Source organism: Kitasatospora sp. NPDC101176 (assembly GCF_044768035.1).
Classification (GTDB): Bacteria; Actinomycetota; Actinomycetes; order Streptomycetales; family Streptomycetaceae; genus Kitasatospora.
This window is the reverse complement of the sequence record NZ_JBIWPA010000031.1, coordinates 33,721-46,314: the sequence shown is the minus strand read 5'-3', so window position 1 is coordinate 46,314 and position 12,594 is coordinate 33,721. Positions and strand designations below refer to the sequence as shown.

The window sequence follows — 12,594 nt, the reverse complement described above, 5'->3', positions numbered from 1 at the left end:
CCCGTTCCTCCCGGTCAGGACGGGGGATGCGGCCGGTCGGCGACGGTGAGGAGGGCGTGGACGGTGGCGGCCATGGTGTGGCGGGCCCGGTCGGGGGTGAGGCCGGTGCTGCGCCAGTGGTGCCAGGCGCTCCAGGTGGTCACCGCGTCCAGGCCGTTGAGGAGGTCGGTGCGGGCCGGCTCGGGCAGCGGGTCGAGTTCGGTGGCGAAGACCTGGGTGAGCCGCAGGCGGGCGAAGTCCAGCATCTGCTGGACGGCCTCCTGGATCCGCGGGGAGGGGTTCTCCAGGCGCATGATCGCGAGCCGGGCCGGGGTGACGCCCTCCAGGATGCGGGCGCGCTGCTCGGTGAGGGCGGCCACCCGTGGCGCGCGCGGTCCGTCCGTGGGCAGCGGGCCGATCTGGGCGGCGAGTTGTTCCAGGCGCCGGTTGACGGCGACCTCGGCCAGCTCGGCCATGTCGGAGAAGTGGTGGAAGACCAGTCGGCGGGAGACGCCGGCCCGCTCGGCCACCTTGTCGGCGGGGAAGAGCGCCTGGTTCTCGTCGAGCAGTGACAGCACCGCGTCGGCGATCCGCTCGCGGGTCTGCCGCCCGCGTTCCGTGCGTCCGTCGGCCCCGGGTGCGGCGGCTCGGCTCGGCTTCACGCGGCTCCTCCACCCTCGCGTTGACATTTTTGCACCGTGAGTGCAAGTGTACGCGTTGCACGCTGAGTGCAATGAGTTTGGCGGGGGTTCCGCACGCCCCGCCGCCGTACGAAGGGCGGTTCGCCGCAGATGTTCACCGGTGTCGGGCGCTGGTGCGCCCGCAGACCCAAGCGCGTGGTCGCCGCCTGGCTGCTCCTCCTCGCCGCCGCCCTCGCGGCGCTCGCCGTCTTCGGCCGCGTCACCAGCGAGGCCGTCAACATCCCCGGCAGCGACAGCCAGACCGCGCGCGACCTCGGTGACCGGGCCTTCCCCGGCTCGGCCTCGGGCAAGCAGCCCGTCCTGCTGCACACCGCACCCGGCGCCGCCCCGCTCACCGCCGCCGACACCGCCGCCGCCGTCCGCACCGCCGCCACCGCGATCGCCGCGGTGCCGCACGTCGTCGCCGTCACCACGCCCTACGACCCGGCCGGCACCGGGGCCCTCAGCGCCGACGGCCACACCGGCTACCTCTCGGTCGACCTCGACGTCACCGGTCGCGAGGTCACCCCCGACACCACCCGCGCGGTGCTCGCCGCAGCGGCCCCCGCCACCGCCGCGGGCATCGAGGTCACCCCCGGCGGCTACCTGGCCGCGGCCGTCGACAAGGGGAGCACCGGCCGCAGCGAGGCCATCGGCCTCGGGGCCGCCCTGGTCGTCCTCGCCCTCACCCTCGGCAGCCTGGTCGCCGCCGGACTGCCGCTGATCGCGGGGGTGATCGGCCTCGGCATCGCCCTGCCCGTGCTCGGCCTGGTCGGCCACCTGATGGACGTGCCCGAGGCCGGCGAGACCATCGCCGCCATGATCGGCCTGGGCGTCGGCATCGACTACACCCTCTTCGGCCTCACCCGCTTCCGGGAGCTGCGCGCCGCGGGCGTCGGCATCGAGGAGGCCTCGGTGCGCACCACCGCCGGCTCCGGCAAGTCCGTCGCCTTCGCCGGCAGCGCCGTCGTCGCCGCCCTCGCCGGCCTCGCGCTGGGCGGACTCCCGCTGCTGTACGCCCTGGCCCTCGCCCCCGCGATCGCCGTGGTCACGGCCCTGGGCGTCAACCTCACGCTGCTCCCGGCGCTGCTCGTCCTGCTCGGCGCCCGGCTGACGCCCCGGCCGGTGGCGCCCGCCGAGCCCGGGCGCCCGCGCGGCTGGGGCCGGATCGCGGCCCTGGTCGCGGCCAGGCCGTGGCCGCTGCTGCTGGCCGGGCTCGCCCTGCTCGGAGCCCTCGCAGCCCCGGCGGTCCACCTCCACCTCGGGCAGCTCGACGGCAGCAGCAAGGCGGGCGGCACCATGAGCCGCACCGCGTACGACCGGATGGCCGCGGCCTTCGGCCCGGGCGCCAACGGCGTGCTCCAGGTCGTCGACGTCCTCCCCGCCCCGGCGCAGACCGCCGGGGGAGCGGGCGACCCGCGCGTCGCCGCCGTGACGGCCGCGCTGCGCGGCGCGCCGGGCGTCGCCGTCGCCGGTCCGCCCGCGGTGGCCGCCGACGGACGCACCGTCCGCTGGCAGGTCACCCCGACCACCGCCCCGACCGACCCGGACACCACCGCGCTGGTCCACCGGCTGCGCTCCGAGGTGCTCCCCGCGGCCACCGCCGGCAGCGGTCAACAGCTCCACGTCGGCGGCACCCCGGCCGCCCAGGCCGACCTCAACGCGCGGATCTCGCAGCGGATGCCGCTCGTCGTCGGTTTCGTGCTAACCGTCGCGGGCCTGCTCCTGCTGCTCGCCTTCCGCTCGCCGGTCGTCGCGCTGAAGGCCGCCGTGATGAACCTGGTCTCGGTCGCCGCCGCGTACGGGGTGCTCACCGCGGTGTTCCAGGACGGTCGGGGCGCCCGGCTGATCGGGCTGGAGGGCGCGGTGCCCGTCCCCGGCTACGTGCCGCTGCTGATGTTCGCGGTGCTCTTCGGGCTCTCCATGGACTACGAGGTCTTCCTGCTCAGCGCCGTGCGCGAGGCGTACCTGCGGCAGGGGGACAACCGCCGCGCCGTGGTGGAGGGCCTCTCCCGGACCGGACGGATCATCAGTTCGGCGGCCCTGATCATGGTCGCGGTGTTCCTCAGCTACCTGCTCTCCGACGACCCGGTGGTCAAGATGTTCGGCATCGGCCTGGCCACCGCCGTCGCCCTGGACGCCACCGTGGTCCGCGGCCTGCTGGTGCCCTCGACCATGGTCCTGCTCGGCGACGGCAACTGGTGGCTGCCCGCCTGGCTCGACCGGCTGCTCCCGCACGTCGACATCGAGGGCGACGGCCACCCCGAGCACCCCGCCCCGGCGGAGGCTCCCGTCGACCCCGCCCCCGCCCGCGCCGTCCGCTGACGCCCGCGGCCCCCGGCCCCCGACCCCAGTCCCGAACCCGTTCCGGAACCGACCCGATCAGGAGCACCACCCCATGCACGCACGACTCCGCCGCGGCCTGCCCGCACTGATGGCCGCCGGCCTGACTGCCGGAGTGCCCCTCCTCGCCGCACCCCCCGCGCACGCCGGGACGGACTGCGGGCGGGGGCCGGTCCAGTACTCCGTCGACGGCGGTGCGCACTGGACGGCCGACGCGTCGATGCCGGCGGCCTCCGGCACCGTCCAGGTCCGGCTGGCGGGCGTGCCGACCGCGGGTTGCGACTACCACGTCTCGCTGGGCTCCTACGCGACCGAGGGCGCGACCTGGGCCACCTCCGGAGCGCACACCCTGCTCGGCTGGGCGACCACCACGCTCACCCGTGACCACTACCGCGCGACGCTCGACATCGGCGACCGACTTCCGCCGTGCTACGGGGAGTTGGCCCTCCATGCGGGAGGCGAGAAGTACGACGGCGCCGACGGCGACCACCCGCTGCCGCACTACCCGGACGAGCCGTACTCCGGACTGCTGATCGCCTCGTGGAACGGCGGATCGGCCTGCCCGCCCAAGCCCACCGGCGGCCCGACGACCGCTGCCCCGGCGCCGACCGTACCCACCGCGACCCCGGTACCGACGACCGCGCCGACCGCCGGCCCGACCGCCACCGCCACCGCGACCCCGACCGCCACCACGACCCGGGCGGCGACGTCGGTGACCTCCCCGCACCCGTCCCAGCCCCCGGCCACGCCCACCGCCGCGCTGGCCTCGACCGGAGCCGACGACGGCTCCCTCGCCGTCACCGCGGTCGCCGCCGCCGCGCTGCTCGCCGCCGGCGGTGCGGCGCTGCAGGCCGCCCGCCGCCGCTCCGCCCGCCGCTGACGACACGTCGACGGGCCCGCGAGCCGGGGGGCTCGCGGGCCCGGACGGGGATTCCGGCGGCTACTTCTCGCTGAAGACCAGGTCCTCGATCGGGCGGGTCATCCGGAGCGTTCCGTCGGTGACCTCGACCACGTGCTCGAGACCGATGACGCGCTTCTTCCGGTCCTCGGGGAGGGTGAACTCGTCGCCCCCGCCGGCCAGGAAGGCGGACAGGCCGCCCAGGCCCGGGCCGAAGACGCGGACGTAGTCGGCGAGTCGGCGGAACAGCTTGGGCAGCAGGACGAGGTCCTCGGTGATCGAGTCGAGGTTCTCGATCTTCGCGCCGGTGGTGGTCACGTCGTTCAGCCAGACGCTGTGGGGGGCCTTGGCCGCCCGCGCCTGCTGCGCGGTGGTGGTCAGGTCGGCCCGGAGGTCCTCGGGGAGGTTCGCGTAGAAGGTGGGGTAGACCAGCCCGAGCGAGAGCAGGTGGTGGTTGGCGGTCGCGTGCAGCATGTCGACGGTGACGTCGAGGTGGGAGCCGCTCCGCGCGGGCTTGGCGGCGGCGCCGACCTTCGGCGCGTCGCCCCGGCCGAGCAGGGCGACGCAGCGGCCGAAGAGGTCGGCGCCGCCGGTGAGGAGGTAGCCGGGGGCGGCCGCGGGCGTGGAGGAGGTGACCTTCTCGTCGTCGTCCTGCACGACCTGGCTGAAGCCCAGCCAGCTCAGCAGCTCGTCGCGGGCCGCGTGTGCGCCGAGCCCGAGCGGCTGGTGCACGAAGTCGCCGACGCCCTGGTAGTGGGTCTCCAGGGCGTCGATCCCGTCCAGCCGGATGGAGACGCCGCCGTTGTCGTCGCGCTTGACGCGGTGCAGGCCGGGCAGGTCGCACCAGAACGCCGGGTCGTAGGGCACGAAGTGGACGGTGTCGCCGTCGGGGCGGTCCCCGACGATCCGGTACGAGCCGGTGATGAGCAGCATGGACATGTGTGCCTCCCGAGTCCGATCGGGTGCTCATTGTTCCTCTTTGCCCGAACCATCGGTGGGAGCCCGGGCCGGTGGCCTCGCGGAGGAATCGTCAGGGACCGCGGCGGACGGACCGTCAGCGGGGCGGGATGATCCCGGTCAGCCAGGTGAAGGTCGGGACGACCAGCGGCTTCCAGGTCGAGGTCAGGTGCGGGCCGGTGGTCTCGAACGGGGTGACGCTGGTCGGGCTCTTCGCCGCCCGCTGCAGGGCGGTGGCGTCCTCCAGCCCGTCGCCGCGCCGGCCGGTGACGTAGAGCGCGACGTTCGGCGGAGTGGCGGCGTGGGTGAGGATGTGCAGCGGGTTGTCGGCCTCGCGCAGCTTCGGGTCCTTGGCGGTCAGCGAACTCGGCTCGCCGGCCGGGTCGTTGTAGCCGGACATGCTGATCGCGGCCCGGTACCGGTTCGGGTGGGCGAGCGCGAGGCGCAGGGCGCAGTGGGCGCCGGCCGAGTAGCCGGACAGGGCCCAGCGGTCCGCGGTGGTGTCGGCCCGGAAGTTGTCCACGATCATCTGGGGCACGTCCCGCGCGAGCCAGGTCTCGGCGTTCACCTTGCCCGGGACGTCGGCGCAGCCGGTGTCGTTGCCGGCGAGGAGGGAGACCCGCGGTGAGACCAGGATGAACGGCGTCACCTGGCCGGACTTCATGAGCGGTTCGAGCTGCTTGGTGGCGTCCATGGTGTCGCCGAACCAGGCGCTGGAGGAGCCGGGGTAGCCGACGAGCAGTTCGACCACCGGGAAGGTCCGGTCCTTGGAGGCGGGGTCGTCGTACTGCGGCGGGGTCCAGACCAGGACCTCGCCGTCGACTCCGGAGAGCCGGCCCTTGAGGTCGGCCTGCTTCACGCTCCTCGGCACGGCGTCGGAGTCGGGTGCGTGGAAGGCCTGCGGGACCTTCGGGGCGGGGCTGCCGGAGGCCCCGGGGGCCGCGGCGCGGTCGCCGGCCAGGCCCTCGTCCTTGGGGGGCACGGGCACCGCCCGCACGTGGCTGGCGGTGCCCAGCAGGTCGCCCCAGCTGTCGTAGAGCTGGTTCTCGTCGTTGACGACCACGAAGACCATGGCCACGGCGGTGACCTGGCAGAGCAGCACGGTGCCGAGGTAGGAGAGCGCGCGCAGCGGCGTGCGCCGCCCCTGTGCCGTCCGTCCCGGTCCGAGGAGGGCCCCTCTGCCCAGCCACTGCGCCATCGCCAGCGCGATCGAGGCCGCGAACAGGGCGATGGTGAGGAGGAGGAAGGGGGTGCCAGTGAGGTTCATGCGTTCGTGCCCGGTTCCTGTGCCGTCCGGGCCCGTGTGCCCGGTCTCGTGGGAGACGGTGGGAACGGCCGTTCGGTTGCCGGTTCCTGTGAGTTTCCTGGGAGGGGGGGTGACCTCGCGGGACCGGCCCGGAGCGGGCCCGGGGTCGCCCGGACAGCCCACCCCGGGGTGCCTGGCGGCGCGCGGTGCGCAGCAATGGTGCGAGACGCGTTATCCCGAGGGACAGGTGGTCATGACACGTCGCCCGAACATCCTGCTGATCGTGACCGACGAGGAACGGGCCGCGATACCCCGGCCGCCGGGCTTCACGCTGCCCGCGCGGGCCCGGCTCGCCGAGCGGGGCACGACCTTCGAGCGCTACTACACCGCCTCGGCGATGTGCAGCTCCGCCCGGTCCGTGCTCTACACCGGTCAGCACCTGCCGCTCACCGAGATCTACGACAACGACAACATGCCGTACATCCGCCCGCTCGACCCCGGGCTGGGCACCCTCGGCACGATGCTGCGCGGGGCCGGCTACCTCTGCACCTACCAGGGCAAGTGGCACCTCTCCAACGCGTACCGGACGCCGGAGCGCCCCGGACCGACCACGGACGCCCTGGAATCCTACGGCTTCAGCGAGTTCAACGACTGGGGGGACATCGACGGCGGCGCCTGGGCCGGGCTCAAGCTCGACCCGGTGATCGCCGGCCAGGCGGTGAAGTGGCTGCGCAACCGGGCCCCGACGGTGGCGGCGGACCAGCCGTGGTTCATGGCCGTCAACTTCGTCAACCCGCACGACATCATGAGCTTCGACTACGGGGGCCGGCCCGCGATCGACATGCCGCCCGAACTGGCCCGCGCCTGCGTGCTCAAGGCCGCGGCCGACATCCCGCTGTACCGCAAGCGCTGGGATGTCGACCTGCCGGCCACGCTGCGCGACGACCTGAGCGGCGCGGCGCCCGCGGTGGCCGAGTACGCGCGCATGCTCGACACCGTCTTCGGCCCGGTGGCCGGCGACCGGCACTGGTACGACGGCCTGAACTTCTACCTCAACGCGATCCGCGACGTCGACCGCAGCATCGAGCACGTCCTCGACGCGCTGGAGGCCTCCGGGCAGGCCGACCACACCGTCGTCGTCCTCACCGCCGACCACGGCGAGATGGCCGGCTCGCACGGCCTGCGGCAGAAGGGCCCGCTCCTGTACGACGAGAACCTCCACGTCCCGTTCGTCCTGAGCCACCCCGACTCCGCCGGCGGGGCGCGCACCCAGGCGCTCGCCTCCGCGGTCGACCTCGCGCCGACGCTGCTGGACTTCGCCGGCGTCGACCCCGCCGAGGCCGCCACCCGCCACCCCGCGCTCAAGGGGCACTCCCTGGCCCCGGCCCTCGACGGCGGCAGCGTCCGTGAGGGCGTGCTGGCCGCCATCGAATCGGTGCTGGCCCTGGACGCGGACTTCTGGTTCGAGTTCGCCGACCCGCGGGCCCCGCAGCGGATCCAGGCCGGCGAGCTGCGCCCCGACTGGAGCAAGCGCGGCTTCCTGCGCGGCTACGTCGACCACCGGTACACCTTCGGCCGGTACTTCTCCCCGCTCGACCCCAACCGGCCGGCCGACCCGGAGTCCCTGTACGCGCGGAACGACGTGGTGCTCTACGACCGGGCCGCGGACCCCGGCGAGACGCGCAACCTCGCCGCCGACCCGGCGCACCGCGAGCTGGTCGCGCAGTACTGCACCCGGCTGGAGGACCTCATCACCGCCGAGATCGGCACCGACACCCGGGCCTGGGTCACCGAACGGCCGCGGCTGCTCGGCTGGCCCACCTGGCACGGCGACACCGACCGGCCCGCGGCCGCGCCGGCGGCCGCCTCCCACTGAGAAAGCAGGACACCGCCATGCACACCCACGTGAACCTCGCCGCCGACTACCCGGTGCTCGACATCTTCTGGACCACCTGCCTGATCTTCATCTGGATCCTCTGGTTCATGCTGCTCTTCCGGGTCTTCGGGGACCTCTTCCGGGACGACTCGCTGAGCGGCTGGGCCAAGGCCGCCTGGGCGATCTTCGTCCTGATCCTTCCGTTCCTGGGCGTCTTCGTGTACCTGATCGCCCGGGGCAAGAGCATGGGCCAGCGCGAACTCACCGAGGCGAAGGAACGCGAGGAGCAGTTCCGCACCTACGTGCGGGACACCGCGAGCGCCCCCTCCACCACCGACGAGCTGGCCAAGCTCGCCGAGCTGCACAGCAGCGGCAAGCTCACGGAGGAGGAGTACGCGGCGGCCAAGGCCAAGCTCCTCGGGTGAGCGGCCGGCCTCCCCGGATGAGCGCCTCCGCGCTCCCGCCCCGCGCGGCCGTGGGCCGTCACCTCCCCGGAAGCAGGGACCCCGGATCGCGGCGCGTCGGCCGCCGCCGCAGGATGGAGGGAAGCGGGCCGGGATCGCCGGCCCGCGGGCGGCCCCGCGGGGCCGTGGTCCGGCACCCGTCCGTCGACGGCGTGCCGGGCGGCAGGGCAGGCGCAGGGAGCACGGCATGAGCGCGAGCGATCCGGCCATCGACTACCGGGCGGTGTTCCACGCCCTGCCCGGCATGGTGGCGCTGCTGACGCCCGAGCTGGTGTACGCCGACGCCAACGAGGACTTCGTGCGCAACTCCGGCCGCTCACTCGTCGAGCTGCTCGGCCACCACGTCTTCGACGTCTTCCCCGACAACCCGAACGACCCCGCGGCGACGGGGGCCAGGAACCTCGCGGCCTCCCTCGGCCGGGTGGTGGCCGAGGGGGAGCGGGACACCATGGCGCTGCAGCGCTACGACGTGGAGTCCCGGGAGCGCCCCGGGGAGTGGCAGGAACGCTACTGGAGCCCGATCAACGCCCCGGTCCTCGACGCGCAGGGCCGCGTCGTGCTCGTGGTGCACCGGGTGGAGGAGGTCACCGAGCTGATCCGCGCCCGGTCCCGGGCGGCGGGTGACCGCTCCCGCGTCCTGGAGGCGGAGCTGTACACCCGCTCCCGCGAGCTGCAGCAGGTCATCGAGCGGCTGCGGCAGGCGCACGCCCGGGAACGGGAGGTCGCCCTCGCCCTGCAGGACGCCATGCTGCCCGCGCCGCGCCTGGTGGGCGACCACCAGGTCGCGGTGCGCTACCAGCCGGCGGTGGGCGCGCTCAACGTCTGCGGGGACTGGTACGACCTCGTCGAGCTGCCGGGCGACCGGATGGCGGTGGCCGTGGGCGACGTGGTGGGGCACGGCCTGGACGCCGCGGGGGTGATGGGCCAGCTGCGCAGCGCGCTGAGCGCCGCCTCCCGGGTCTCCCAGGGGCCGGGCCAGGCACTGGAGGTGCTCGGGCTGTACGCGCGGTCGGTGGAGGGCGCCGAGTCGACCTCCGCGGTGTCCGTGCACATCGACTGGACCACCCACCGGCTGGCCTACAGCAGCGCCGGGCACCTGCCGCCGGCCCTGGCCCGGGCGGACGGCACGGTGGTCTTCCTGGACGCGGCCACCGACCCGCCGCTCGGCGCGCGCCCCGAGCACCTGCCCCGCCCTCAGGCCGAGCAGGCCTTCGAGGCGGGCGACACCCTGGTGCTCTACACCGACGGCCTGATCGAGCGCCGCCACGAGGACATCGACACCGGTCTCGGGCGCCTCGCCGACTCGCTCACCGGGCACCGGAAGGACGGGCCGGAGGAGCTCGCCGACGCGCTCCTGCTGGATCTGCTGCCCGCGGCCGGTGCCACGGACGACACCGCGCTGGTCGTCATCCGGCTGTAGCGGGCGGTGGCTGTGGCGGGCAGTGGCCCGCCTCTCCGGACGTCTCCCTTCACCGGACGTCCCCGGGCGGGCGCGGGCCTCACACCGGGACGACCGCCACCGGGCACCGGGCGTACTGGACGACCGCCTGACTGGTGGAGCCGAGCCGGCCGAACGGGCCGCTCGGCTCGCCCCGGCGCCCCACCACGACGAGCGCGTGCCCGGCCGAGGCCGACACCAGCTCCTTCGCCGAGCCGGACCGCACCGCCGTGGCGGTGACGGCGACGTCCGGGAAGCGCTCCCGCCACCCCGCCAGGGCCTCGGTGAGCAGCCGCTCGTGCTCCGCTTCGACGTGCCCCTCCTCGTAGACCGGCGGGACCTCGTGGCCCGGGCCGAGCACCAGCGGGTAGCTCCAGGCGTGGACCACGGTCAGCGGCAGCGACTGCCGCCGGGCCGCCTCGAAGGCGTACGCGAGGACCGGGCCCTCCTCGTCCCTGCCCTCGACGCCGACCACCACCCCGCCGTCGCCCCCGGTGGCCGCGTCGTGGTGCACCACGACGACCGGGCAGGCCGCGTGGGCGGCCGCGTGCAGGCTCGTCGAGCCGACGAGCAGCCGGGGGAAGCCGCCCGCGCCCCGGGCGCCGAGCACCAGGAGCGCCGCGTCCGCGGCGGCTGTGAGCAGCGCCTCGCGAGGCGCGCCGTCGACCAGCTCGGCCGCGACGGTGACCTCGGGGTGGTCGGCGGCGACCCGCGTCCACTCCCGGTCGAGCTGCTGGGCCTCGACGGGCCCGGCCGCCCCGGACCGCGCGTGGACCAGTCGCAGGTCCGCCCGGCGGCGCGAGGCCTCGTCCGCGGCCCAGTCCACCGCGGCCCGGTTCGGCTCCGACGGGTCCACGCCCACCACGACAGCTCGGTTCATCGCCGGCACCTCCGTACCGCGTCGTCCGGTCCCGCTCCCAGGCTAAGCCGACGCCAGGCGGAGCACCCACCCGGTCGCACGGGGACGCCACCCGTCCGGTCTCACCGTGGCCGGAAGACGCGGCCGAGGTGCTCGGCCAGGCCTCCGGCGGTCGGCGGGGTGAGGCGGGCGCCCAGGTAGCCGTCCGGGCGCACCACGAAGGCGGTGGGTCCGCGCAGCCCGTAGGCGCGGGCGAACTCGCCCCGGCCGTCGCGGTAGGCGGGCAGGCGGAGTCCGTCGGCGGGCCGGTCGTCGGGGAGGATCGCCAGGGCAGTGACCTGGTGGCCCGTCAATTCTCTTGCAGTGTCGGTGAGTTCGTCGAATCCGTCACTCGGCGCGTCCGCCGTCGTGGCCAGCAGGAGGATGTGGTCGCGGTCGCGCAGGAGGTCGTACAGGCGCTGCGGGTAGCGGGCGATCGGACCGGTCAGGCCCCCGCAGTCCGGGGCGCGGTCGCCGGCCCGCGGGGCGGCCCCGTCCCGGTCGCCGTTCCCGTCCGCGGGGCCCACGATCGGGCTCTCCCGGTACCCGACGAGCAGTTGGGCCTCGCGCAGGAGCACGGTCTCCGGGTCCACCGGGTCGGCCGGGAGGCCCTCGGTGGCGTGCCGCACGGTGCGGCCGACGACCTCCTCGCCGACCGGGCGGCGTTCGGCGTCGTAGCTCGCGACCAGGTCCGGGTGTGCGCTCCCGTCGACGGCCAGGGCGAGTTTCCAGGCGAGGTTGTAGGCGTCCTGGACGCCGGTGTTCATGCCCTGGGCGCCCGTCGGCGGGTGGATGTGCGCGGCGTCCCCGGCGACGAGGACCCGGCCGTCGCCGTACCGGTCCACCAGCCGGTGGCTGATCCGGAAGACGGAGGACCAGCGCATCGCGGAGGCCGTGGTCGGCCGGGGTGAGAGCCGGTCCAGCACGGCCTGGATGTCGGCCAGGGCCGGGCCGTCGCCGCCCTCCAGCCCGTGCGCCACTGCGGCCCGGCCGGAGCCGGTCCCGGTGGCGCGCCGGGCGGCCGACAGTTCGGGGGGCACCTTCATCGACACCCGGTACCGCTTGTGCCCGGGCAGCGGGATGCAGACCAGCAGGTCGGTGGAGCCGTCGGCCGCGCGGCGGGTCGTGCGCACGCCGTAGCCGGGCGGCAGGTCCCAGTCGACCTCGACGTCGGCGAGCATGTACTCCTCGGGGAAGGCGCCCCCTTCGAAGGAGAGTCCGAGCCCCTTGCGGACGGTGCTGTGGGCTCCGTCGCACCCCACCAGGAAGCGCGAACGGACCTCCTGCTCCCGGCCGTCGGCGCCGACCAGCCGACTGGTCACCCCGTCGGCGTCCTGGACGAAGGAGACGAGTTCGGTGCCGCGCTCGATGCGGCCCCCGTGGCGGGCGAGGAACTCCTCGAGGATCCGCTCGGTCTCGTACTGCGGCAGCGCGGCGAAGCCGTACGGCACCTCCGGCGGCAGCGCGAGCTCGATGCGCTGCTGCTCGGCGCCGTCGACGAAGACCAGCTGCCCGCGCATCGGGACGGCGGCGTCGACCGCCGCGCGCACCAGGCCGCTGCGGTCCCAGAGCTCCAGCGTGCGCGGTTGGACGCCCACCGCCTTGGCGTAGGGCATCCGCTCGGGCAGCCGGTCCACGATGCGGCAGTCGACCCCTCGGCGCCGCAGCTCCACGGCGGCGGTGAGTCCGACCGGCCCGGCGCCGGCGATGAGGACGTCCACGACGTCGGTTCCCGCCATCGAAACCTCCCCCGGGGGTGCGTCGGGCTCCCCTGGTCGCGTGCTCCTCCCATCGTCGCGGGCCGGGCCGTCCGCG

Annotated in this window: 10 protein-coding genes; 5 read left to right on the top strand and 5 right to left on the bottom strand. The window is 74.9% G+C overall.

The features are described 5' to 3' along the window. Positions 1–14 precede the first annotated feature (14 nt). Complete coding sequence (locus ACIRS1_RS30995) at positions 15–641, bottom strand: TetR/AcrR family transcriptional regulator (RefSeq protein WP_387899007.1); 627 nt, start codon at positions 639–641, stop codon at positions 15–17. A gap of 129 nt (positions 642–770) precedes the next feature. Here ACIRS1_RS30995 and ACIRS1_RS30990 point away from each other — a divergent pair, with 129 nt between their 5' ends. Next, positions 771–2,984 (top strand): MMPL family transporter, encoded by a 2,214-nt coding sequence (locus tag ACIRS1_RS30990; RefSeq protein WP_402845439.1) that lies wholly within the window; start codon positions 771–773, stop codon positions 2,982–2,984. Between the two features lie 73 nt (positions 2,985–3,057). After that, positions 3,058–3,882 carry a hypothetical protein gene (locus ACIRS1_RS30985; protein ID WP_402845437.1) on the top strand — a complete coding sequence of 275 codons (825 nt, stop codon included), beginning with the start codon at positions 3,058–3,060 and terminating at the stop codon, positions 3,880–3,882. Positions 3,883–3,942: 60 nt separating this feature from the next. On the opposite strand, the gene ACIRS1_RS30980 is transcribed toward ACIRS1_RS30985, so the two are convergent. Both ACIRS1_RS30980 and ACIRS1_RS30975 read right to left on the bottom strand, forming a co-directional pair. Then, the gene (locus tag ACIRS1_RS30980; RefSeq protein WP_402845435.1) at positions 3,943–4,839 is read right to left on the bottom strand and encodes a nuclease; all 897 of its coding nucleotides are present in this window, start codon (positions 4,837–4,839) and stop codon (positions 3,943–3,945) included. A 115-nt stretch (positions 4,840–4,954) separates the two neighbouring features. After that, the gene (locus tag ACIRS1_RS30975) at positions 4,955–6,124 is read right to left on the bottom strand and encodes an alpha/beta hydrolase (RefSeq protein WP_402845434.1); all 1,170 of its coding nucleotides are present in this window, start codon (positions 6,122–6,124) and stop codon (positions 4,955–4,957) included. Positions 6,125–6,356: 232 nt separating this feature from the next. Here ACIRS1_RS30975 and ACIRS1_RS30970 point away from each other — a divergent pair, with 232 nt between their 5' ends. From ACIRS1_RS30970 to ACIRS1_RS30960, 3 genes are all read left to right on the top strand, one after another. Then, entirely contained in the window at positions 6,357–7,979 is a 1,623-nt protein-coding gene (locus ACIRS1_RS30970) for a sulfatase-like hydrolase/transferase (RefSeq protein WP_402845433.1), read from the top strand. Between the two features lie 17 nt (positions 7,980–7,996). Continuing rightward, a complete protein-coding gene (locus tag ACIRS1_RS30965) occupies positions 7,997–8,404 on the top strand; it encodes an SHOCT domain-containing protein (protein ID WP_360220024.1) in 408 nt (135 codons plus the stop codon). 226 nt (positions 8,405–8,630) lie between these two features. Continuing rightward, on the top strand, positions 8,631–9,863 hold the full coding sequence (locus tag ACIRS1_RS30960; protein ID WP_402845431.1) for a PP2C family protein-serine/threonine phosphatase: 1,233 nt from the start codon (positions 8,631–8,633) through the stop codon (positions 9,861–9,863). 79 nt (positions 9,864–9,942) lie between these two features. Here the strand turns inward: ACIRS1_RS30960 and ACIRS1_RS30955 are convergent, their stop codons facing one another. After that, positions 9,943–10,761: a universal stress protein gene (locus tag ACIRS1_RS30955; RefSeq protein WP_402845429.1), complete on the bottom strand. Its 819-nt coding sequence runs from the start codon at positions 10,759–10,761 to the stop codon at positions 9,943–9,945. Positions 10,762–10,862: 101 nt separating this feature from the next. Further along, the gene (locus ACIRS1_RS30950; RefSeq protein ID WP_402845427.1) at positions 10,863–12,518 is read right to left on the bottom strand and encodes an FAD-dependent monooxygenase; all 1,656 of its coding nucleotides are present in this window, start codon (positions 12,516–12,518) and stop codon (positions 10,863–10,865) included. Between the last annotated feature and the right edge of the window lie 76 nt (positions 12,519–12,594).

Excerpts from the sequence above, each read along its gene's own strand:
- ACIRS1_RS30990 (WP_402845439.1), top strand. The coding sequence starts at position 771 with ATGTTCACCGGTGTCGGGCGCTGGTGCGCCCGCAGACCCAAGCGCGTG.
- ACIRS1_RS30985 (WP_402845437.1), top strand. The coding sequence starts at position 3,058 with ATGCACGCACGACTCCGCCGCGGCCTGCCCGCACTGATGGCCGCCGGC.
- ACIRS1_RS30980 (WP_402845435.1), bottom strand. The coding sequence starts at position 4,839 with ATGTCCATGCTGCTCATCACCGGCTCGTACCGGATCGTCGGGGACCGC.
- ACIRS1_RS30975 (WP_402845434.1), bottom strand. The coding sequence starts at position 6,124 with ATGAACCTCACTGGCACCCCCTTCCTCCTCCTCACCATCGCCCTGTTC.
- ACIRS1_RS30970 (WP_402845433.1), top strand. The coding sequence starts at position 6,357 with ATGACACGTCGCCCGAACATCCTGCTGATCGTGACCGACGAGGAACGG.
- ACIRS1_RS30965 (WP_360220024.1), top strand. The coding sequence starts at position 7,997 with ATGCACACCCACGTGAACCTCGCCGCCGACTACCCGGTGCTCGACATC.
- ACIRS1_RS30960 (WP_402845431.1), top strand. The coding sequence starts at position 8,631 with ATGAGCGCGAGCGATCCGGCCATCGACTACCGGGCGGTGTTCCACGCC.
- ACIRS1_RS30955 (WP_402845429.1), bottom strand. The coding sequence starts at position 10,761 with ATGAACCGAGCTGTCGTGGTGGGCGTGGACCCGTCGGAGCCGAACCGG.
- ACIRS1_RS30950 (WP_402845427.1), bottom strand. The coding sequence starts at position 12,518 with ATGGCGGGAACCGACGTCGTGGACGTCCTCATCGCCGGCGCCGGGCCG.